The organism is Lysinibacillus sp. NPDC096418, assembly GCF_044762775.1.
Taxonomy (GTDB): Bacteria; Bacillota; Bacilli; order Bacillales_A; family Planococcaceae; genus Lysinibacillus.
Genome location: NZ_JBIWEY010000049.1, coordinates 1 through 21,229, shown reverse-complemented (window position 1 = coordinate 21,229; position 21,229 = coordinate 1). Strand labels below are relative to the sequence as shown.

General features: G+C 37.7%; 17 protein-coding genes. 5 read left to right on the top strand and 12 right to left on the bottom strand.

Annotated elements, in window-relative coordinates; all coding sequences use genetic code 11:
• Positions 1-47 precede the first annotated feature (47 nt).
• Positions 48-2,273 carry a formate C-acetyltransferase gene (pflB, locus tag ACIQZG_RS22775; protein WP_402758168.1) on the bottom strand — a complete coding sequence of 742 codons (2,226 nt, stop codon included), beginning with the start codon at positions 2,271-2,273 and terminating at the stop codon, positions 48-50.
• A gap of 667 nt (positions 2,274-2,940) precedes the next feature.
• Here pflB and ACIQZG_RS22770 point away from each other — a divergent pair.
• Both ACIQZG_RS22770 and ACIQZG_RS22765 read left to right on the top strand, forming a co-directional pair.
• Positions 2,941-3,438, top strand: coding sequence for an RNA polymerase sigma factor (locus tag ACIQZG_RS22770; protein ID WP_402758166.1), 498 nt, complete (start codon positions 2,941-2,943; stop codon positions 3,436-3,438).
• On the top strand, positions 3,428-4,069 hold the full coding sequence (locus ACIQZG_RS22765; protein WP_402758164.1) for a zf-HC2 domain-containing protein: 642 nt from the start codon (positions 3,428-3,430) through the stop codon (positions 4,067-4,069). The genes ACIQZG_RS22770 and ACIQZG_RS22765 overlap by 11 nt, the downstream gene beginning before the upstream one ends.
• Positions 4,070-4,219: 150 nt before the next feature.
• Here the strand turns inward: ACIQZG_RS22765 and ACIQZG_RS22760 are convergent, their stop codons facing one another.
• From ACIQZG_RS22760 to ACIQZG_RS22750, 3 genes are all read right to left on the bottom strand, one after another.
• Positions 4,220-4,939, bottom strand: a complete 720-nt coding sequence (locus tag ACIQZG_RS22760; RefSeq protein WP_402758162.1) for an ABC transporter permease — start codon at positions 4,937-4,939, stop codon at positions 4,220-4,222.
• On the bottom strand, positions 4,936-5,799 hold the full coding sequence (locus ACIQZG_RS22755; RefSeq protein ID WP_402758161.1) for an ABC transporter ATP-binding protein: 864 nt from the start codon (positions 5,797-5,799) through the stop codon (positions 4,936-4,938). Before ACIQZG_RS22755 ends, ACIQZG_RS22760 begins: the two co-directional genes overlap by 4 nt.
• Before the next feature lie 266 nt (positions 5,800-6,065).
• Positions 6,066-6,248 (bottom strand): hypothetical protein, encoded by a 183-nt coding sequence (locus tag ACIQZG_RS22750; RefSeq protein WP_402758159.1) that lies wholly within the window; start codon positions 6,246-6,248, stop codon positions 6,066-6,068.
• A gap of 700 nt (positions 6,249-6,948) precedes the next feature.
• Here ACIQZG_RS22750 and ACIQZG_RS22745 point away from each other — a divergent pair.
• Positions 6,949-7,317: a hypothetical protein gene (locus ACIQZG_RS22745; RefSeq protein WP_402758157.1), complete on the top strand. Its 369-nt coding sequence runs from the start codon at positions 6,949-6,951 to the stop codon at positions 7,315-7,317.
• Between the two features lie 422 nt (positions 7,318-7,739).
• Here ACIQZG_RS22745 and trhO read toward each other — a convergent pair whose 3' ends face one another.
• The 3 genes from trhO to ACIQZG_RS22730 all read right to left on the bottom strand — a co-directional run bounded on the left by trhO (position 7,740) and on the right by ACIQZG_RS22730 (position 11,614).
• Positions 7,740-8,690 (bottom strand): oxygen-dependent tRNA uridine(34) hydroxylase TrhO, encoded by a 951-nt coding sequence (gene trhO / locus ACIQZG_RS22740; RefSeq protein WP_402758156.1) that lies wholly within the window; start codon positions 8,688-8,690, stop codon positions 7,740-7,742.
• 683 nt (positions 8,691-9,373) lie between these two features.
• Positions 9,374-10,579 carry a hypothetical protein gene (locus ACIQZG_RS22735; RefSeq protein WP_402758154.1) on the bottom strand — a complete coding sequence of 402 codons (1,206 nt, stop codon included), beginning with the start codon at positions 10,577-10,579 and terminating at the stop codon, positions 9,374-9,376.
• A gap of 261 nt (positions 10,580-10,840) precedes the next feature.
• Positions 10,841-11,614 (bottom strand): alpha/beta fold hydrolase, encoded by a 774-nt coding sequence (locus ACIQZG_RS22730; protein WP_402758152.1) that lies wholly within the window; start codon positions 11,612-11,614, stop codon positions 10,841-10,843.
• Positions 11,615-12,090: 476 nt separating this feature from the next.
• On the opposite strand from ACIQZG_RS22730, the gene ACIQZG_RS22725 reads away from it, so the two are divergent.
• Both ACIQZG_RS22725 and ACIQZG_RS22720 read left to right on the top strand, forming a co-directional pair.
• Positions 12,091-12,627, top strand: coding sequence for a copper resistance CopC family protein (locus tag ACIQZG_RS22725; protein ID WP_402758150.1), 537 nt, complete (start codon positions 12,091-12,093; stop codon positions 12,625-12,627).
• Between the two features lie 3 nt (positions 12,628-12,630).
• On the top strand, positions 12,631-13,722 hold the full coding sequence (locus ACIQZG_RS22720) for a copper resistance D family protein (protein WP_402758148.1): 1,092 nt from the start codon (positions 12,631-12,633) through the stop codon (positions 13,720-13,722).
• 616 nt (positions 13,723-14,338) lie between these two features.
• Here ACIQZG_RS22720 and ACIQZG_RS22715 read toward each other — a convergent pair.
• The 5 genes from ACIQZG_RS22715 to ACIQZG_RS22695 all read right to left on the bottom strand — a co-directional run bounded on the left by ACIQZG_RS22715 (position 14,339) and on the right by ACIQZG_RS22695 (position 21,005).
• On the bottom strand, positions 14,339-15,910 hold the full coding sequence (locus ACIQZG_RS22715) for a SagB family peptide dehydrogenase (protein WP_402758146.1): 1,572 nt from the start codon (positions 15,908-15,910) through the stop codon (positions 14,339-14,341).
• A 19-nt stretch (positions 15,911-15,929) separates the two neighbouring features.
• Positions 15,930-17,873 carry a TOMM precursor leader peptide-binding protein gene (locus ACIQZG_RS22710; RefSeq protein WP_402758144.1) on the bottom strand — a complete coding sequence of 648 codons (1,944 nt, stop codon included), beginning with the start codon at positions 17,871-17,873 and terminating at the stop codon, positions 15,930-15,932.
• On the bottom strand, positions 17,870-19,837 hold the full coding sequence (locus ACIQZG_RS22705; RefSeq protein WP_402758142.1) for a putative thiazole-containing bacteriocin maturation protein: 1,968 nt from the start codon (positions 19,835-19,837) through the stop codon (positions 17,870-17,872). Before ACIQZG_RS22705 ends, ACIQZG_RS22710 begins: the two co-directional genes overlap by 4 nt.
• 160 nt (positions 19,838-19,997) lie before the next feature.
• Positions 19,998-20,222 (bottom strand): hypothetical protein, encoded by a 225-nt coding sequence (locus ACIQZG_RS22700; RefSeq protein ID WP_402758184.1) that lies wholly within the window; start codon positions 20,220-20,222, stop codon positions 19,998-20,000.
• 588 nt (positions 20,223-20,810) lie between these two features.
• On the bottom strand, positions 20,811-21,005 hold the full coding sequence (locus tag ACIQZG_RS22695; RefSeq protein ID WP_402758140.1) for a hypothetical protein: 195 nt from the start codon (positions 21,003-21,005) through the stop codon (positions 20,811-20,813).
• Positions 21,006-21,229 lie beyond the last annotated feature (224 nt).

Sequence of the window (21,229 nt, the reverse complement as noted above, 5' to 3'; positions counted from 1 at the left end):
AAGAGCTGTCATTCCAATTTGGTCTTTGTATAGCTAAAGCACGTAATTTACAGGCTTCCGTGGAAAGTACGGTTGATTACATCGATTTGTTGTTCACGCGTTAATTTAATGAAGTTAACTGCGTAACCAGATACACGAATCGTTAATTGTGGATATTCTTCTGGATGCTCCATAGCGTCTAGTAAAGTATCGCGGTTAAATACGTTGATATTTAAGTGGTGACCTTCTTTTGCTGCGTATCCATCAAGAATTGCAGCTAAGTTCGCCTCTTGGCTCGCTGCGTCTTTACCTAGTGCTTTTGGTACCATTGAGAATGTGTTAGAAATTCCATCTAAAGCATATTCGTATGGAAGCTTAGCTACAGATGCTAATGAAGCCAAGGCACCTTTTGTATCTCTTCCGTGCATTGGGTTTGCACCAGGAGCAAATGGTTCACCAGTACGACGTCCATCAGGAGTGTTCCCTGTTTTCTTACCATAAACTACGTTCGAAGTAATTGTTAAGATTGACATAGTTGTTACAGAGTCACGGTATGTTACATGTTTGCGAAGCTTAGTCATGAATGTTTCAACTAGGTTTACTGCTAATTGGTCTACACGATCATCGTTGTTACCGTATTTAGGGTAGTCGCCAGTCGTTTCAAAGTCAACAGCTACACCGTTTTCATCACGGATTACTTTCACTTGTCCATATTTAATCGCACTTAATGAGTCAGCTACAACACTTAGTCCTGCGATACCGGTTGCCATTGTACGAAGGACCTTTGTATCGTGAAGTGCCATTTCGATTCTTTCATAAGCATACTTATCATGCATGTAGTGAATTACATTTAATGTGTTAATGTATAATTCAGCTATCCAATCCATCATTGCATCGAAACGCTCCATTACTTCTTCGTAATTTAAGATATCAGATGTAATTGGCGCGAAACGTGGAGCCACTTGGATTTTAAGTTTTTCATCTATTCCGCCGTTGATTGCGTATAATAAAGTTTTTGCTAAGTTCGCACGCGCACCGAAGAATTGCATTTGTTTACCTACACGCATTGCAGATACGCAGCAAGCAATTGCATAGTCATCACCGTATTCTAAGCGCATAATGTCATCGTTTTCGTACTGAATCGCACTTGTTTGAATAGACATTTTCGCACAGAATTTTTTGAAACCTTGTGGAAGCTTAGTAGACCAAAGAACTGTTAAGTTTGGCTCTGGAGCTGGTCCAAGATTTGATAGTGTGTGTAAGAAACGGAATGAGTTTTTCGTTACTAAAGGTGTTCCGTCTATTGATACACCTCCGATTGATTCAGTTACCCACGTTGGATCTCCACTAAATAAATCATTGTAGTCAGGTGTACGAGCGAATTTAACAAGACGTAACTTCATGACGAAGTGGTCTACTAATTCTTGTGCTTCTATTTCTGTTAATGTACCGTTTTGTAAATCTCTTTCAATGTAGATATCTAAGAATGTAGATGTACGACCTAAGCTCATTGCAGCACCGTTTTGCTCTTTTATAGCTGCAAGGTATCCAAAGTATAACCACTGGAATGCTTCACGAGCATTAGAAGCTGGAGCTGAAATATCGAATCCGTGAGCAGCAGCCATTTCTTTTAATTCATTTAATGAGCGAATTTGTTCAGCCAGTTCTTCGCGCAGACGGATTGTTTCTTCTGACATTACTTTACCTGTATTTTTAAGGTCTTTTTTCTTTTCGTTGATTAAGAAGTCTACACCGTATAGAGCTACACGACGGTAGTCTCCGATAATACGACCACGACCATAAGCATCTGGAAGACCAGTAATGATACCTGCTTTACGAGCTAAAAGCATTTCATCCGTGTAAGCCTCGAATACTCCTTGGTTGTGCGTTTTACGATATTTAGAGAATATTTCTTTTACTTCTTCATCTACATGGAACCCATAAGATTCAGCAGCTTGTTCTGCCATACGAATTCCACCATAAGGTTGTAATGATCGCTTGAATGGTGCATCAGTTTGGAGACCTACAACTGTTTCTAATTCTTTATTTAAGTACCCAGGACCGTGAGAAGTAATAGTAGAAACGATTTTAGAATCTAAATCTAAAACGCCACCAGTTTCACGTTCTTTTTTGTTTAAATCCATAACTTGAGCCCAAAGTTTTGTAGTAGCTTCTGTTGGACCTTCTAAGAATGAATCATCTTGATCATATACTGTAATGTTGTTAATGATAAAATCCCGAACGTTAATTTCTTTATTCCATTTACCAAATTGAAAGCCCTTCCATTTTTCCATAATGTTTTCCGCCTCTCTTGATGTTTATATAGAACAGAAATTCACCCCTTATACAACAGATTATATCTCCACAATAAAACAGGATAAAGTCCCCACAACAAAAAAATACGAAAACTTTATGAACTAATGAATATAAAGTATTAAAAATTGGGTTATTTATGTATAAAAGTCGTATTAACGTAAAAATTATTAGTAATTATATGACAATATATCATTTTATGTAATTTCTTCAACATATATTTTTTTCTGAAAAATAAACCTGTACTACATAAATAACTAAACTGTACTATAAAACAAATTTGTTTTACTTTTTGTTATAAAACACCTTAAGCGATTACAGCAGCCAAAGAACCGAAAGAAAAAGGAACTTATCCAAACTCTTTCTTTTCCTTTTGGAGGTATCTTGCTATGATCAATCAAAAAAGAGCTACCAATGCAACTTAATATTCTTTATTTAACACACTCCTACTATTTAATGAAGTTACTTTAGAATATTCCGATTAATTACTATTAGTTGAAAATGATAAGATAAAATAATTGAAGCGAAAAAAAATGAATAAATTTAAAAATTGTGTAACGAATCAACATTTTTTTGGATATATAGATGATTGGCTTTCAAAAGACTTGGTTCAGATTAGCAAAATTCTCATTAGAAAGGAGGTAAATCATGGATAAAGAATATATATATCAAGAATATGGGGATTTTGTTTTTAGATATTTATTAACCCTTACAAATGATAGTCAATCTGCTGAAGATTTAACGCAAGAGACATTCTATCAAGCTATTAAGTCCATTGACAACTTTCATCATAACGGTAGTGCTAAATTTTCAACATGGTTATGTTCAATTGCTAAAAACGTATGGTTACAAGAAATGAATCGCGAAAAAAACAAGCACCTGTTAGTGAACTCACTAAGTGATCAAACGCCTTTATTTTATGATTTAGAAGATGAATATTTTAAAAATGAAGATAAAATCAATTTTTATAAAAAAGCGCAGCAACTAAGTGACATCAACCGTGAAATACTTTATCTCAGATTATTAGGGGATTTATCTTTTAAAGAGATTGGTTCCATTTTGGGCGGAACAGAAAACTGGGCGAGAGTAACCTTTTATCGTGCAAAACAACAAATTAGAAAAGGTGTGGAAAATAATGAATCATAGCGTTTTTAGAGATTTAGTCCCAAGCTACATAGAAAATTTAACAAGCGAAGAGACAAATAAACAAATAGAAAACCACATGGAACAATGTGAGAATTGCCGACAGTATGTCAAGGACATGCAGGAAGATTTGTTAGTAGAACGTAACCATGAGCAAAAAAAGGAAGAGAAAAATGTCGACTATTTAAAAAAAGTACGCTCAAAAAACAGGAAAAAGATTTTTATTATTGTAGGATCACTTCTATCCATTTTCATTGGTGTTTTCTTCTTCTTCGATCAAATGTGGATAGCAGATGAAGATGACATACAAACAACTGTCCAACAACAAGGGACAACGGTTACGCTGTCCTTCAAAACGAAAAATAACCATCGTTATGTTTTACCGATGTCAATACTGTATCAAAATTCTATCGATGAGATTATTATTTATGAAAAGTGGAATGATTTTTCAGAACCAGCCAGAATCTTAGAAGATGGAAGTAATGTCACAGTTACATTTTTAGATGAAAACACATTAATACTGTTCGATGGTGAAGAAAAGAAACTAACAGATGAAGACAAAATAACTATTCGATATAAAAATAGTACGGAAGAAATAAAATTGAAGGATTTATACAATCCAAAAAATAAATAAAGTTGCTTGTTTATTTACCGACCAATATAAAATCCCCAGAAAAGCAAGTCAGCTTTTCTGGGGGATTCTTTTTTCACTTATGGAATCTAATTCTTTCATTTTTCCCCTCATCCTATCTCTCAGTTCATCTTACGAAAAACTTACTAAGGTTTATTCAGCTGTATGCAATCGTCTGAGTCTCCATATACATAACAATAAAGCAATGACAATTGTTAAGATTAACGGAAACATAGACATCATCCCCCATTGATCTTCACATAAATTCAAATAACCCCAGGTTGCAGGAAACACTTTTCCAATCATTTGCAAGGCATTTGGTAGCATATCAACAGGAAACATAATTCCTGAAAGCATAACGGACGGTAGAAATACCAGCTGTGAAACCATTGTTAATTTTGAAGTGCTTTTCACAAACAACCCGAGTATCACACCTACTGAAAGTGAGGTAATAATAAAAAGCTCAAGCGTCACAAAATAGCGGAATAAATTAACAGGAACACTTGCCTTAAATACAATTTGAGCGATAAAAAATAGGATTACGCTCATAATGGATAGATGAATCAGTCCAGAAATAAAATTATTTACCGCTCCTGTCCAAAGTGGCACTCCCCCAACCTTATATGCTTTCCTTATATCACTATTGTAAAACTCTACAAGAGATGTTGGTGTACCTATAATTGCACCCATTGTCACACCAAAAACCGTCATAGATTGAATGAGCGTTTTATAAGCATTAGGATCTATTGAAGTAAAGATGCCACCCATGAATAAAAAGAAAATAAGCGGGATTATATAATAAGTTAGCAATATACCTTTAGATCGAAAATCCAACTTCCATTGTAGGCCGATTCCATATAGAAACGCACTCATGCTTCTACCCCCTTCGCAATATCCATAAAGCTTTGTTCTAAGCTAGTGTGTTCAATTTTTAAATCCTGCATAGAATTGTTTTGCTCTCTTAACAATGTTGTTATTTCATATAATCCATCTTCTAATTTATTCGTCTCGAATATTTGATAATTTTGATGTTCCCCCATATAGGTGCAAGATAAGAGTTCATTCGTTTCTACAGGGCTAGACAATTTAATATGCATTCTATATTTATCTTGATTTCTTTTTGTTAGCTCATACACCGTACCAATAAAACCTATCTCACCATTGTTCAGTATTGCCAGTCGATCACATAGCTCCTCTACTTCAGCCATGTCATGACTTGACATGACAACTGTTTTCCCTCGTTTTTTAAGTTCTTTTATTTCCGCATGTAATGCTACTCGGCCCTCTACATCGAGTCCTGCCGTAGGTTCATCAAGAAACACAATATCCGGATCACCAATCATTGCCATAACTAAATGTAATCTCCGTTTTTGACCTGTTGATAATTCTTTATACTTTTTATTTAAAATCAAATCTACATTCAGCCTTTGAATAAGTGCCATATCAATTGTAGTCGCATGCCATTTGGCAATTAGCTTTATGGCTTCAATTACTTTAATGTTTGTAGGCAATGATGCTGTTTGAAGTTGCACACCAATTTTCCCGTGAATCTCGACCGTTCCATTATACGTTCGAAGCCCTTCCATACATTCAATCGCTGTCGTCTTTCCAGCCCCATTGGTTCCAATTAAAGCAAAAATTTCTCCACGATTAATGGAAAAAGATATACCGTTAAGAACTACTTTTTCGCCATATTGTTTGGTTAATGAGTCGATATTAATTATCGTAGTCAACATAATCCCCCCACTCTTGAAATGTAAACACTCCATCTATAAAAATAAGCTATTATTACTTGATTAAGAAGAACATCAACATACTATTTCAGCTATTTAAAAGGCATTCATTTTTACAGAAAAACCCTCATATTCATTATATCTAATATTTGTAAAAAAGAATAAATTTCATAAATCTTATTTCCCAAGAACTTAGACCGCTGCTATTAAGAAAACTTATGCTGTTTGAGTTTGTGCTAGTAACCAAGCATCGAGACGATCTACTGCTAATTTTTAGGGATTGTCAACAACTTTCTCCAAGTAGAAATGAAGTTTTGCGTTCTTCCTGTTCTGTGACGAACATTGTTTAACTTAAAATAAGTAGCAACAATCGTATCAAAACCATGGGAACTTTCTTTTCCTAATAATTCTTGGATTTCAAACAGACTCATTTGTTTTATAATAGCCATCGACATTCACCTCATTCAAAATGTTATAGTTTGGTCGGTACACCATTATACCGAATTTGAGGAGATGCCCGTTTTTTATTATTTTAGAACCCTTGATACTGAAGGGATTAAATTTATGAAATGAAATCAACTTAATTAAATGGAAATATTTACTGATATACACCACCTTTACAAAAGGTACCTTAAAGTGTAAAAATACACCTAGGGTATACTTATACTCCTAAAGATGATGTTATTTGAAAAGAAATTGCATTTGATTTGATGTTGAATGTTCGACTAACTCACCTTGAAAGAAGATATTCTCAAGAAAGAAAGGGTACTGTTCTAGGTATTTCTAATAAGACTCTAATCGAGTTGTATAAGAAAAAACATCCCATGGTAGAACGAATGCAGTCGTAGTTTGTGCTTTATATCAAGATAGTAAAGTCTTAAAACATATTTTAGGGGAAGAATCTTTAGAAGTAATTTAGACACTAACTCACGATGGTATGAATACGCCAAAAGAAAAAACATTAGGAGGAAAAATATTTGAAATAACATTGCGAAAAAAGGAAAGTTTAGAGTACAACAAAAAGTGATTAGTCAGCATTTTCATATTTTAGATGAAAGTGATTTTCGTTTGTATAGCACGTTTGCAGAGAAAACAGTCATGAATCATTTTCACGAATTAACTATTGAGTAATTTAAAGGAGTAATTAAAATGGACAAAAACAAGAAAGTCATTATATTAAACAGCTTATTAGTAGGAACTATCATACTGAATCTTTTTATCTTTACTTCACGTATGCCATTTTTCCCTTGGTTTATTGAAGATGCATGGGGATATGCAGGAGTATTCCTTACTGCCCCAATCTTATTAGGTATTTATTTCATCCTAAGACATTATCATAGACTACAACTAGTCACAAACATGAATAAGGTAATTCCATTATTTGTTGCAGTAACATCATTGATTATTGTATTTATGCCGACAACTGACTTTTTAAATGTTGTTGCTCTTGTAATTACCGTAGCTATGTTTTTTTTAACAGCTATTTTCCTATTCAATCAAAAAGAAGAGGCGCTTTAAACAAAATATAGAACTTATGAAGAATAAGCACCAAATGACCAGGTACTCATTAATGACGTGAGTCCTGGTTTTTCGTATACATGTATTCAATTAAACTGTTGATAACTTTTGGATTACCCGAAAAAAAATAGCTACCCCTATCGCACCTCATCCAGTAAATCCCTATCTATGTTTTATTTTATGGTGATTTTTCGAATTAAAAGAAGGTATTCGATTATTTAAAAATGGTTCTAAATCCCAATTATTACTTTTTATTGCTAAAATAAGTGTTTTACAAGCTTTTAGTTATTGGGGAGAAAGGTTTATTTATCTTTATTCTTTATATTTCCGGGAATTTTACTTTTAGTCCTTTCAATTGTTGGCTTGTCTATAAGAAAAAAGCAGCATCAGATTGAACTGAATGCTGCCTTGAATTATTCTCATTACTTTTGTGGTGCTTCTAACAACTCTAAACGTGCTTGTACTTCCTCAGCGGTTAACTGATGCTTCACAATATAGCGGTTACGTTCATGTTTAGAACATTCGATTGTACAACCACCTAAATGCTTCGCTTCATTTTCTTCTGATGCTAGAATCTTCTTATTACATTCGGGGTTCGCGCAGTTAATATTACGCTCACATGGTGTACCATCAAAATGATCCTTCCCTACAATCGTTGGTGCAACATGGTTAATTGGCACGACTAGTCTTTCATCAAATACATAGCACTGCCCATTCCAAAGTTGCCCTTTTGCGACAGGGTCTTTCCCGTAAGTGACAATCCCTCCATGCAATTGACCCACATCTTCATAACCTTCACGGACTAACCAGCCTGAAAATTTCTCACAGCGGATTCCGCCTGTACAGTACGTTAATATACGTTTACCTTCAAGTACATCCTTATTTTCTCGAATCCACTCTGGTAATTCACGGAATGTTTCTACATCTGGACGAATCGCCCCTTCGAAATGGCCCACATCATATTCATACGTATTACGCGCATCAATAACAATCGTGTCTTCTTGTTGCATTTGCTCATAAAAGTCTTTTGGCTCCACGTATCGACCTGTTAATTCCAGTGGATTAATATCATCCTCTAAACTTAAGTGTACAAGCTCTTTTTTAGCACGAACATGCATTTTTTTAAACGCATGTTGCTCTGCTTCATCTATTTTAAAGACAATTCCTTTGAATAAAGGGTGATTTTCCATCATTGTCATATAAGCTCTCGTTTGATCCTTAGTACCAGACAGTGTACCATTGATACCTTCTTTGGCAACTAAAATTCTTCCCTTTAATTCGAGCGCCTTACAATCCGCTAAATGCTCCGCAGCAAATTGTTCAGAGTCGTTAATGTCTGTATAAAAATAATACAGTAATACTTGATAATCCATTTCTTTTCCACCTATCATTCATATTTACAGGATACAACCTGATAGCGGCAATAAAAAAACATCTGGTACTGCATAACCATTACCAAAAGTATTTGGATCAGTTATGTGTACTTGATGCTGTTATAATACCTACTTTTCAATTTGAAAAGCATATTTAAATAATATAGTAAATGTTCGAGGGAAGCCTCCGCTAAAAGGCTGATATTTTAAGTAACCATATCCTCTTTTAAACGAAACAAATCAAAAAAGATTAACTGATTGCAGATCGAGGAGTAATACAAAATTCCCCAGCCACTGGTAGATCTGTTGTAACGGTAGCCGCAAATGCACGAATTGTATCAAAATGTGAAATGGGAAAGTAAAGGCTCCTCCAACTGGAACTTCTGTTTCTCTGACAACAGTTCCGCGTAAACTCCTGCGGGAACATTTATTCGGCGAAAGCGTGAGTGAAACGTTGCATCAGTAGTACGTTCAATTCGTAAGACGCAACAAACCGCACGTAGCGAGTTTTGTTGCGTCTTACACTGTGCCCGCGATTTTTACCATTTAGAAAGGACGTTATTCTGCCTAAAGTGACGTATTGGACAACCTCATTTCTTATTTTGAGAGCTGTTTTGAAATATCTTTCTCATTTCACAATTAATAAGGTAATAACTAGAATTGGCATCATTAAAACAAGTGAATTAAAAACCTGTCTCCACAAAATGCACTTCCCCAGTTTCACCATCAATGTAATGAATATGCCCTTGTGTTGGGGAGGTTGGGTAATCGATTAAATAAATTAATTGATAGCGGTTCGAACCAAATCCTTCACGCTCTAGCGTCAACTCCACATCAACTAACTCTTTTGCCAGTTTATTGGCTTCCTCTAATGAAATTTTCGGCTGTGGCGCTCGTTTCAATTGTTCATACGGAATATGGGGAAGCATGACCGAGCAAATTTGATTCGTTGCTTGATGGACCGAAATGGATATAGCTAAAAAATCGAAGGAACTATCCTCTACTACATAAACAAAGCGGTACGACGTGATTTCTTCATCTAAATCTTCCATACCAAGTGCCGCATAAAGATTCGGTATCGATTCCAAATAGTAATGGATATATTCGTCGTCAACAATCGTTTTTAAAGCGATACAGGCACGGTCAAATGGATTTCCTTCGATTTTTTGATCAAAATGCTCATCATCGATTTCCCAAGTCGTTCTATCATCACTTTCATATCGATTAAGCCCACAAGCTCGTCCCCCTAATAAAAACGACTGTATATCAGCTACCGGCTCCACTGCTGGTAATTCTTTAAAACAGGCATCTTTCATTTCAGGTAGATCGCGCATGAACCGCACCCTACCATTTACTTCAACGCCTGCAATTTCATGATTTGGCGCATAGCCATATTGCCAATCATTATCTGGAATAATACTCTTTTTCATTAATGGTTGCCCAAGTAACAGCTGACGTGCTTGCTCCTTTGAGATGATTTTTTCTGGGTATGTAATTTCTACTTCATCTTGTAAAAAGAAAATTTCCTCCAGCTGCCCTTCCTTCGTAATGTGCAACTTCATCCCTGTTGAATGAATCGGCAGCTGAAAACGAGGCTCCTGTAAGGTTAGCTCTACATAATAATCGTCACCATCTAAAATATGATACAGCACATAATCTTCCTTATGAAAAACTTGCTGCACATGTTTAATGATTGCGAGTAATTGCTCCCGAGTAACACACTCTCGGTTTAGTTCCTGGTGATAAAAGGTGATTGAATTTATCTTTTGCTCCTCTAAATATAGCTCTGCAAGCAATATTTCATCGGCTCCGTAAAAATAAATCGTATCACCGTCATAAACTTCTTCTACAATTTTATTATTTATAAATGGTTCAATCACTTTTCTCATACAACTTTTGGTGGTTAATACCACCATCCACCTCCTGTTGATTTTTTAGTTGTACACCCGATAAGCATTAAAGCGCAATTACACCCACTCGCCCCCATATACTTGTACACCTGCTTTTGACGCGAGTAATTCAAACTACGTAACTGGCAATTTCCCAGGTAATACAAGGCATCTAAAAATATATTCCGCATCCCCCGCACAAAATTTTCCCCTAACAGCAAATGCGTCCCATTCGTTACTCTTGTTACTATTTGATCCGTATTATTTCAATGCGCTACATAGAAATTGTAAAGACACTTCATTAAATTTCTCAGCTTGATCTACATTACATACATGACCGCTGTCCTTTAAAATCACTAAATTACTTGATGGTTGTTTTTTCACTAATCGCTTAACAGGTTCTAAAAATACATAATCCTCGTCTCCCATAATATATAGTGACGGAATCTTTGTGTCATTTTCATTAATTTTCACTAAATATTTTGCGATACCACCTGTTAATGTTAACCAACGTAAAAATTCTCTTTGCTTAATTTTTTTTGCCTCTTGAATAAATAAATGGCGTGAGGATTCATGGCTTTTTCTTGGCATTAAAATCCACGCGAATAATTTATATAACCACATAAACGGAATCATTTTTTTTAACGTAGTAGCTGTACCAAGTAAAAAATGCAGTCTAGGTGTAATACGTATCACAGCGCCTGCTAGCAACATCGAGTGGAAACGTTCCGGATTCGTTTCAGCTAATTGGCGAATTAACATCGTTCCTAATGAAATCCCTATAAAATGGGCCTTTTCAATCTTTAGTGAATCTAGCACGTTTAGAATATCCTGACTCACTAACTCAAGTGTATATTTAGTCGGACTATTCATAATCATACAATCACCATGACCTCGTAGATCGACTACCAACACATTAAAATGCTTACGATATACTCGTATTTGCCTGTACCAAATTGTTGAGCTACCACCAGCCCCATGTACTAAAACTACCCACTCTTTGTGTTGTTGGCTATATATTTTATAATGTAACAAGTACTTATCATCCTTTGATTAATTAGCTTTTACTATTCATTACGATAAATAGCATGTAATGGTTTCATTTTTTTCGCGTATTTCTCTTAATTTTGATATTTTTCCGCTATTTTAATGCAGGATTTTCAATAAAGATAGCTTCAATTTGTTCTACTGTTGATCCTAACGTTTTCAGTGTCGGCTTTAATGTGGATAAATCATAATCCCCCCTAGATCAAAGGGAAATTGGGCATTTTTAACTTCATCTTCATTAAAGTGCTATTCAATTGAACGACCAAAATATAATTCCCAGTTTTATTTCCCTATTGATAGTGAATTTTTTTGATTATTTTAAATATAGTAGGCAAATAATTAATAAATTTCTTTTTCATAAGGATAATTTCATATAAACTTCACATTTTTTTGATAAAATGATTAGTGATAATTGAAGAGTAACATTCATTATCCATATAGAGGAAAGTTTAGGAGGGTTTATTTTGAAACATATTTTTACCGCAGCAGTAACGGTCTTACTAGTAATGTCTCTTTCAACTAGTGCATTTGCTCACTCACACTTTGGAGGATCAAAACCGGCAGATGGTGACGTTATAACAGAACCTTTAAATGAGATTATTCTAAATTTTGACGGTCAAATTGAACAAGGTAGCTTTATTGATGTAACAACGGTATCAGGTCAAGTTATTGAACTAAAAGAAACTATTATTGGTGAGGGTACATTAACAGGAACTGTTGCTGAGCCACTACCAAATGACGAATATAAAGTTAATTGGAGTATTATTAGTAAAGATGGTCATCCATTGGAAGGTAATTTTTCATTTACAGTTAATGATCCAGCTTCTAAAACTGTAGAAAAAGAACCGTTAGAAACAACGAATGCTGTTGAAGAATCAGCAGAATCAGCTTCAGCAGATGAAGGAGAAAAAGAATCATCTTCAACGACAATAATTTTAATTGTAGTTTTAGTTATCCTTGTAGCAGGTGGTTTCTTCTTCCTTACTAGAAGAAAGAAATAATTCATGGGAATAGTAGTAATTATTAGTCAGGCGCTTTTATATTTATTTTTTTCGATCTTAGTTGGAAGTTTTATTCTTCTACTGATCCCCAGCAAACATCGTCCTGACATAAAAATTTCAAAACGCTTGTTACTTATGAGCGCGATTGCTATACCGATTTTATCCTTTTTACCTGTACTTGAGAGTATTTTATATATTGCTCCACGCTTAGGTTTTCTTGAATCATCTAAAATCGTTCTAACAACCTACACAGTTGGGAATGCATGGGACTTTACCCTACTTGCCTCGATTGTGTTAGTTTTACTTATTTCTTTGACGAGGTTTCCTGAAAAGGGCGTCTTCGCTTATTTAGGAGCATTCCTTACATTTTTATTAATTTTAACAATTGCTTGGTCAAGCCATGCGGGCGCAATTGATCCAATCATGGGTATTATCAGCGACTTTCTTCATTTAGCAGCTGTAAGTGTTTGGGTTGGTATTTTACTAATAATAGCTTGGTGTTCGACTAATCAAAAAAATTGGCTCGAATTTTTAAGCTGGTTTTCGATGGTCGCATTTGGCTGTTTAATTGCCACGGCTCTTAGTGGACTGTTTCTGATGGAAGTAATGGTTGATGGATACATCGATTCGTGGATGGTTTCGTATGGACAAGGATTATTCTTAAAACATTTATTCCTACTACCCCTTGTTTTTTATGCATTGGTGAATGGTTTAATTGTTAAATATAAACTATCTAAAGATGCTTTATTCAATCCAGTTCCTTGGGTTCGTGTCGAAGGTTTTATTTTATTGACGATCTTCACAATTACAGCTATTTTTTCACAACAATCCCCACCTCATGGCCATTATTTAACGAATGATGCAGTGTCACCTTTATTCCGACTATTTCACGCTGACTTCATTAATTCTAGTAATACAATTGGTTTTGTTGTGAACTTAAACACAGTATCTTTCTTTTTCCTATCTATTTTATGTATAGGATTACTCGTATTTTCTGTTTTCAAAAAGGCTTCAATACTTGTTTCATTTCTACTAAGTTGCTTATTTGTAAGCAGTTTATACTTTATGTTAATGGTGACTGTGGTAATTCGTTAAAAGGAGAGCGACTCAAACAATATTAAATTGAGTCGCTCTTTTTGATATGAATCTCAGGTTGAACTGAATGTTGCCCTCTTTATTCAATTACGTTCATGTTTAAACTATTCAACAGTCCAATAACCTACACAATCCTGCTGCGTGTTTGCATCTGCTGGCAGTTGATTCATATCGGAAATTTAGACTGCATGCTTCACTAGCCCCTTCATGCGATGAAGCAACACGCCTGTAAACATTTTATATACCTCTCCCAAATCCCCTTCCCTCAATCGACAAATCGCATCGTTTCACTCGAATGGACGCCATGCCAAATGAACATAGAGGTTTATGGTGTAAATACTACTGATTCAGGAATAGGAATACCACCGTCACATTAGAAAGATAAAAAATCCTCTTATCGATTATGGAACTGACTCCAAAATAAAGTTTAAAAACAAACAATAAAAAACGCCCAAATTGCTTCAGCTAGGGCTTTTAACTTCTCTTCATTTAATTCAATTTAATGATTCCAAAATAATGTATTTCCTGCTTATATGATCAACAAAAATAGAAGTTTGAGTTCTCTGAATAAAGATGGCCTCAACTCCTAAAAGATAATTGAGGCATTACCACATACTTAACTATGCAGACTTCCACTTAACCAAGGACGGTGTCGATACGGACCTGTCGGGATTTGGATAAGGCTGGTTTTTCCTTGTGGACTCATCTTGTAAATCTCATCACATATGTTCGCATCAAACCCGAGGAGTGGGTGCCCTCCGAATCCGAGAGCTGACGCGACTAGCAGTAATCTTTGCGCCAGCATACCAGCTTCCATTTGTTGGATGCGATATCCTCTGTATCCCATTTCCGTTATGAAATGATTTTTGTCCCCTGCCACATGTAGACAAAGCGGCACTTGGAACATATCCACATTACCTCCGGACATTCCGTGCTGTAACCGTAATCGCTGATCTCCGAGCTGTACTCGACGTAACGCATGGGCAGAGCTGTCATAGTGATATGCACCATTCGGAATGCCCTGAACATTATACAAACATCCGTAAAGTGAGACACGGGACTTCTGTTTCACTTGAACTCTATCCAAATCATTTTGATACGAGAAGGAATCCATCGCGCCCTTAAACAGTGTGGCAAGCTGCAGTTGACTTACCTTTCCCAAAACGAAATCTTTGTCCGGTGAAAATCGCTTTCGACAGACCGACGCCAAATCATACGACAATTGCTTCACATAAGGAAGAATCACCGTTTGACCCTCACAATTTATTTGCTCCTCCTTGATCTGCCGAAACGATCTCGTTGATTCCAACATAGACGCTTCATTCATCTTGGTTAATATCGGAAACTCTTTAACCCTTTGTGATTGGACGTAATGAGTAGACTGAATTGCTGTCAACTCTTGGCATAATTCAGTGGCAGAGTCATCCTCATCTATGTTACTTCTGTTGAAGCAGCTTGTTGATTCCGCCGATAGGGAAATCACCGCATACACACTCTCCTCTTGTTCGGAAAGCCCAATTAGGTGGTTGATGGCCCGGTCAAGGAATTGAAAGTATACCCCAGTTGCGAAGCCAAAAGATTTCGCTACTTCCAGTAATTGTCCAATCAGCACACCAGCATCCAACCCTTGAAGACGGTAGGCAAAGTTATTGTATTTAAAAAAATTTTTCCAAAACATTGTCGATACAAAAACAGTACCAAAACAATCGGATATGTCACAGCGCTTACCAAGTGCCCGGGATATATATGAATCGAAATTTCCTTCTCGCAGCAACACTAAGCGATGATGTGCTACATCATAATGGTAAACACCGGCAGGCAAATTCTCTATCTTCAAATAAACGTACAATTCGTTTGGATACAGCGCCCCACCAGAAGGAACAAACCGTCGTTTAGACTGCATTAGATCTATAGCTTGATCGCTGAAATCCACGTTCATCACAGACTCGCTAAATTGAGTTAAACCAAATACATACCAGAGAAAATGACCGATTCTACTTAGGTCAGGCTTTACAGTTGCTTTCAGACTTTTAAGCGTCAACGGTACTTCTAAAGAAAGCGGAATCACAGGTAAGTCACGATAGAGCTTATACGTAAGTGGTGCATCATCCCAATCCACTTCCCAGTTTGACGGGCTTACCTTGTCAATATCAAAATGGAGATTGTTCAGAAATGCCTCAAGATTCATCCTCCTACCTCCTCACTGGTTATGGGAACGGATGCGGATATGGATTGAGCTGTCCAAGTGTTAGCAGTTGATCCTTATATCCGAGTTCCATTGGCACCCGGAGCACCCTCTCAAGCCCTGTTATTCGAGTAAGATGTTGACCGAATGTCATTGGCAGCATCCCCGGAATCAGTACTTTAACGCAAAACAGTCCGTTTTGTTTGATTTCCGGTGTCGTTTGGTCCACCACTATCACATCGAGATTCAATCCCCTAAACACCTGGAGAATATCCCGCAGATCATCCGTAAGGTCTGCATGCACCGCTCCCCATTTAAATTCCTCGTCAAACGTTCGCAATGGCCGATTATCATCCAATAAAAACTGTATGCGTTCTTGCGCTTCCGGCAACCCATACAACATCCCATGATCATCCATCTTCCGTACTAAGGAAGAGTCTTTCAACATTCGCACATACTCTTCCCGATTTGCTTGTAAATTCTCATCAAGTATTAGCATCATGCCAGCCAACTCATGAATCGCGCTTTTCGCCGCTCGTATTGGATCCAGATGAGCACCGGCCGCACAGATGATATTCAACCCTATTTTTTTCCTGTTTTTCGCCAGCACCAAAACACTTGGAATTCCGTTCTCCATCGTCGAGTTATAAAAATAGAGATCATATCCACCAACCGCCCGCACACGGTCAATCATCAACTTTAATTCTTGATCTTTAGTAGAATAAGGGTCAAGACGTGGGAGTGCCAGCTCTGCGTACCAGGTCATCAGGAACGAATCACGCTCTACAACTTCCATAATACCGTAGAAAATGGCCTCCTCTATACTACCGCCTACTGCACATCCATTGGAAGTTTCATAGACAAATCCCTCATCGAGGCCCAAGCTGTAATAAGCAAGCAACTCTGGAATTAGAATAGGACACTCTTGCAAAAACGAATAACCCCAAACCCAATCGATGGAGCGCTCAGGTTCGAACGGTTTGAACGGAAAATTAGGCAGCGCATACTGTTCCTTTGAATGCACACCTACCTTGAGAGGATTAAGCGCTCGGTCTTCCAGATTGCGGAAGCTGTCATGAACCACTGTTCGTTTTCCACTTGGAGACAGACCACAATACCGCTCCAACCCCTCCAAAATAGCCGTGGACTCACTAACCTTGTATGAATGAGTTCGACCTGCCACACCCTCGTCTCCCGTTAACAACGGCAGATTAACACTTACATCGGCAAATGGCAGCATGAGGTTATACATTTTACCATTTAATAAACCAGTCCGCTCATTTAGATAATCCTTGCTTAGAAAATTTTTCAGGTCATCCATAGAACGACAGCGATAGCTATCAGTACTGATCTTCAGACTAGATTGCAATGTAATTCGGGCCGCGGCTGGTGAATCATTGGGTAAGCGACTACAAACCGGACATAACGGGTCAGGAAGAAACGGATGCCATGAACTCTTTAGCGATTTCAGATTAATTAAACATAAACGACCTTCCGAATAAGCCTGATCTCCATCTAATATGCTCTGTACCTCCGCCTCGAGAAGGTGCGCCATTTGCAATAGTCCCGTACGCGATGCCCAAGCATCACACGAAATTCCACTGTGAGCCTTAAGTCTCTGTTCCATCTCCCACATCTCTTTACGATCTCGTCCAGCCATGAGACGTCGCTTGTCTGCACACTGGGAGCAGCCTGGTATTTCCGGACGTACTAGTGGCCCAATCACCCCTTCTCCATATGAAACAAAGCCTCGCAGCCAAGGTATCCCTGTTGGTCGCAATACCTCTTCCGACTTTTTATGAATGGAAGGATTCAAGGTATCGTGCAATACCAGAACCAGATTAGTCGTTTCTGGTACTCCCGCCTCGAAATCGTAGCGGCGTATTACTTCGTATTGAGTTGATAGATTCACACACACACGATCAGCCAATAATCCTTCTCCAACGACCATCACGACAGCACTCACTGGAATCCTCCCTCCTCTTGCAACAACACGCCAAACACCCCTGCGAGTCCCTCTTTCAAAAATGGTTCAAATGCTAGATCAAACACTAAAAGCCGTTTGTGATTCCGTTCTAGGATTTGTATAGCGGACTGCAAAATCTCGGACTGTCTCTTCTCATCACAAGCGGAAATAACAAGGCTTAGTGGCACCTTTTCTTCCAGTATAACGGACGAAACTTCCTGCGCTTGCACCAGGTCGGAAGCCGTAGGGCATTGTACCTTCATAAGCGCCTGTTGTAACGCTTTTCGCAACGCTAATGTAATATTCAAATCTACACCACTATACCAGCCGTCATTCGTTCCGACCCAAATGACAGGGAAACCGTTCACTTCCTCTCCTAATCCGATCGTCAGTGAGCCATGCATTGTGGCCTGTGCCTCCAAATAAAACCGGCAGCGTTCATCTTCTACCGTATCCAATTGCAACCGAGCAACATGATTTTTTTTATTTATTAGCTGCAAGCTTAGCTCTTTGTCCAAACACCTTTGCAATCCCCGACAAATACCTTCCGCAGCCGTTTCCCCCGCTCCAACTCCGATGAATTCCTTTATTTCTACCGCATTCTCCCCTTTTTCCTGATATGAAGGTAGGGTCGCAACGAGTAGTTCAACCGCTCGTGACACATACGATTCTATCCCAGCCAGTCCCGCTTTCCTCCGTGCTTCCTCATGCGTCAGACCTGTACAAACAATGTCTGGTAAAAGCTCAGCGGGTCCTTTCGACAATATATCAACCGCCTGAACACGGCATTGAACTAAAGGCAGCTGCTTTAGATCTCCTTCCTCCCAAATATGAAAAACCCCTGATACTTCCGATGTCAAATGGCTGAAGTAAAGTAATAATCTATTCATATCATCTTTGCTTAAGCTTCGTTCAAGACGCACATCCAAATCTGTTACCCATTCGCTAGACACATGTCCATCCACCAACGGATGAGGCAAAAACGAGTGCCAATTTCCTTCCAAAGTGTCTAGATCAAGCAGATAGAATAGGTTCCTCTGTTCAGATTCGGTCACTCCTGTAATCTCTTTAAACAATTCAAATGTGATTACATTGGCTAACATTGCCCCTGCTGTTGCAGAGAAAGCGTTGAACTGTTGCTCTTTGGAAAGTACAGCTCGGTGCATGCGCCTCCACGCAGACTCCCAACACCTCTTAGAGTCTGGATGCACTAGCGGACCCGCAAGGCCTACCCTCTGTTGGCATATAGCAGGGAGAAACACCTTCTTTTCTTCCCTACAAACCTTATGAAGATCTCGGAGTTCCTCAATATCGCCCTCCTGAGACACATACAATATCGAATCAAACGGTTGAACAATCTCCCGCCAAGAACGTTTCCCTTCCTTTTGCAGGCTAACCTCTTCTACTGCTACCTCGGTGTCTGTTTTACGGGTATGTGCCACAAGTTCCATCAACCTCCGTCTATTGGTCGACACCGAGTCCGTGATTAGAATATGGAACTTGGGCAATCCGGATTCAAGTAATGAAGAAACCAACGAAACAAAAAAAGGACCCGCGCCAACTGCCAATACTTTTGCCTGACGATAGGTTTGAAATCGGTACGCACTCGAATCACCGAAACTGTCCAAAAACTCAATTTGAGAGGCATACTTATTAAGAACCTGATCCGTCAATTGATGAGGAATATCTTGGCTCACATCCCGAACATACTCATTTCGGTACAGAACTTCCGCAATCTCATAGACACGATCCCGATATGGACCAGACAATCCATCTGTCAAATCCCCTAACGTGTACTTCCCGTTGAACATCGGTATCAGTTTTTCAATCCACTGAACGATCCCATTTCCTTCCACACGAAAAGAACTTTTATTATTTCGAAAATACACACCACTATTTGAATCGGGGAGAAAAAATGTGTCCCTTTTCACTTTCAGACGCATCATAGGGGTCAAATCTGGCATTCCGCTCCTCCTTAACCATCGTCGATATTATGACTAACATTACATCCTATGCACCGTAACTTGTTTCATATGTTTAACCTTATAGAGAAAAGTCCCTGCAACAAATGCAGGGACCTTGGCAATCACGGTTTTTGTTAGAAATCTAGAAATATTAAGCGTGTCAACGGCCACCACAGCGAAAACAATTAGAGCAACGGAAACAATTAGAACAATTAGAGCAACGGAAACAATTAGAGCAATTAGAGCAACGAAAACAATTAAAACAATTAAAGCAGCTAAAGCAACTAAAGCAGCTAAAACAACGACCGATGCCACCGATAATATCGAGCTGCGCAACGGGATTTGAATAAGATGCGGTTGGGTTCATAGGAACTGCCTCACTCATTTTGAAATCCCCAACATTCAACATCTGGAGTTCATTATGGAAATCATTCATTCTTGCCACCTCCTGAAATTAAATTAACAAGATGTGCTTTACTCATGAAAGTAGAAACAAATTAATAATGAGCTAAAACAACTGGGTAAAAGGTGAATCCACCAATCGTTCATATACACCTCCTAAACATTTTATGAACAATGGGTGGGTTATGCTACTGATTTCAATGCCTATTTATATTGACCAGGTATAGAACATTTCAAAATAATTGCCACAATGGATTATTAAGATAACGGAGAGTTCATACCAAATTATATGAAAACAGCGAAATTCGACACCCATTAAGCAAATTATGTAAAAGAACGCACTACGAAAAAATCACTATAACAAAATTGTGGCTCAACACCAAAGTCTGTTTTTGACATAAAAAATAATACAAAGAACCTGTATTCTAAATAGTTGAAAGTACTCCCCAACGACAATGGAGGTATACAAATGTAAACCGAAAAAAACGCACTCAAAAAAATGATGGACGAAAGCTCGCATATCGGTCTTGCCAAATGATATAGATGTTTTCCACGCTCGTAAAATCATGCTTCATCGATTGCTCAGCTCCTTCATAATCGTTTGGATGATGTACTCATCTACGCCGTTGAACAAGGAACTTTCAACGCTAGCTGTTTTAATGACACAACTTGGCTCAGAGTAAAATTGCGATGAATTAATAAAAGAAGACTTGTCAGTGATGTAATCTAGTGTCACAGAGACAATTGTTAGTTTTTTAGTGGACATAATAAAAGCACCTCCTTTAAATTGTTACGTCTATCGTACTGGAGGTGCTTGGTTGTTTATATGCATTACTTGATTACGGGCTTACGCATTATCTAGCTCTTTCATGTGTTTTGAAAATTAATCTATAGATGAATCAATTTCATAATTCATCTTTTTTAAAAGCTTAGACTGCTCCTAATTTAAAACTTACGTTTTTAAAATTTAGGTTGCTTGCTTTTGATCTT

What these genes read in the sequence shown, in the direction of transcription:
- pflB (WP_402758168.1), bottom strand. Translation starts at nt 2,273, where the DNA reads ATGGAAAAATGGAAGGGCTTTCAATTTGGTAAATGGAATAAAGAAATT.
- ACIQZG_RS22770 (WP_402758166.1), top strand. Translation starts at nt 2,941, where the DNA reads ATGGATAAAGAATATATATATCAAGAATATGGGGATTTTGTTTTTAGA.
- ACIQZG_RS22765 (WP_402758164.1), top strand. Translation starts at nt 3,428, where the DNA reads ATGAATCATAGCGTTTTTAGAGATTTAGTCCCAAGCTACATAGAAAAT.
- ACIQZG_RS22760 (WP_402758162.1), bottom strand. Translation starts at nt 4,939, where the DNA reads ATGAGTGCGTTTCTATATGGAATCGGCCTACAATGGAAGTTGGATTTT.
- ACIQZG_RS22750 (WP_402758159.1), bottom strand. Translation starts at nt 6,248, where the DNA reads ATGGCTATTATAAAACAAATGAGTCTGTTTGAAATCCAAGAATTATTA.
- ACIQZG_RS22745 (WP_402758157.1), top strand. Translation starts at nt 6,949, where the DNA reads ATGGACAAAAACAAGAAAGTCATTATATTAAACAGCTTATTAGTAGGA.
- trhO (WP_402758156.1), bottom strand. Translation starts at nt 8,690, where the DNA reads ATGGATTATCAAGTATTACTGTATTATTTTTATACAGACATTAACGAC.
- ACIQZG_RS22735 (WP_402758154.1), bottom strand. Translation starts at nt 10,579, where the DNA reads ATGAGAAAAGTGATTGAACCATTTATAAATAATAAAATTGTAGAAGAA.
- ACIQZG_RS22720 (WP_402758148.1), top strand. Translation starts at nt 12,631, where the DNA reads ATGGGAATAGTAGTAATTATTAGTCAGGCGCTTTTATATTTATTTTTT.
- ACIQZG_RS22715 (WP_402758146.1), bottom strand. Translation starts at nt 15,910, where the DNA reads ATGAATCTTGAGGCATTTCTGAACAATCTCCATTTTGATATTGACAAG.
- ACIQZG_RS22705 (WP_402758142.1), bottom strand. Translation starts at nt 19,837, where the DNA reads ATGCCAGATTTGACCCCTATGATGCGTCTGAAAGTGAAAAGGGACACA.
- ACIQZG_RS22700 (WP_402758184.1), bottom strand. Translation starts at nt 20,222, where the DNA reads ATGAGTGAGGCAGTTCCTATGAACCCAACCGCATCTTATTCAAATCCC.
- ACIQZG_RS22695 (WP_402758140.1), bottom strand. Translation starts at nt 21,005, where the DNA reads ATGTCCACTAAAAAACTAACAATTGTCTCTGTGACACTAGATTACATC.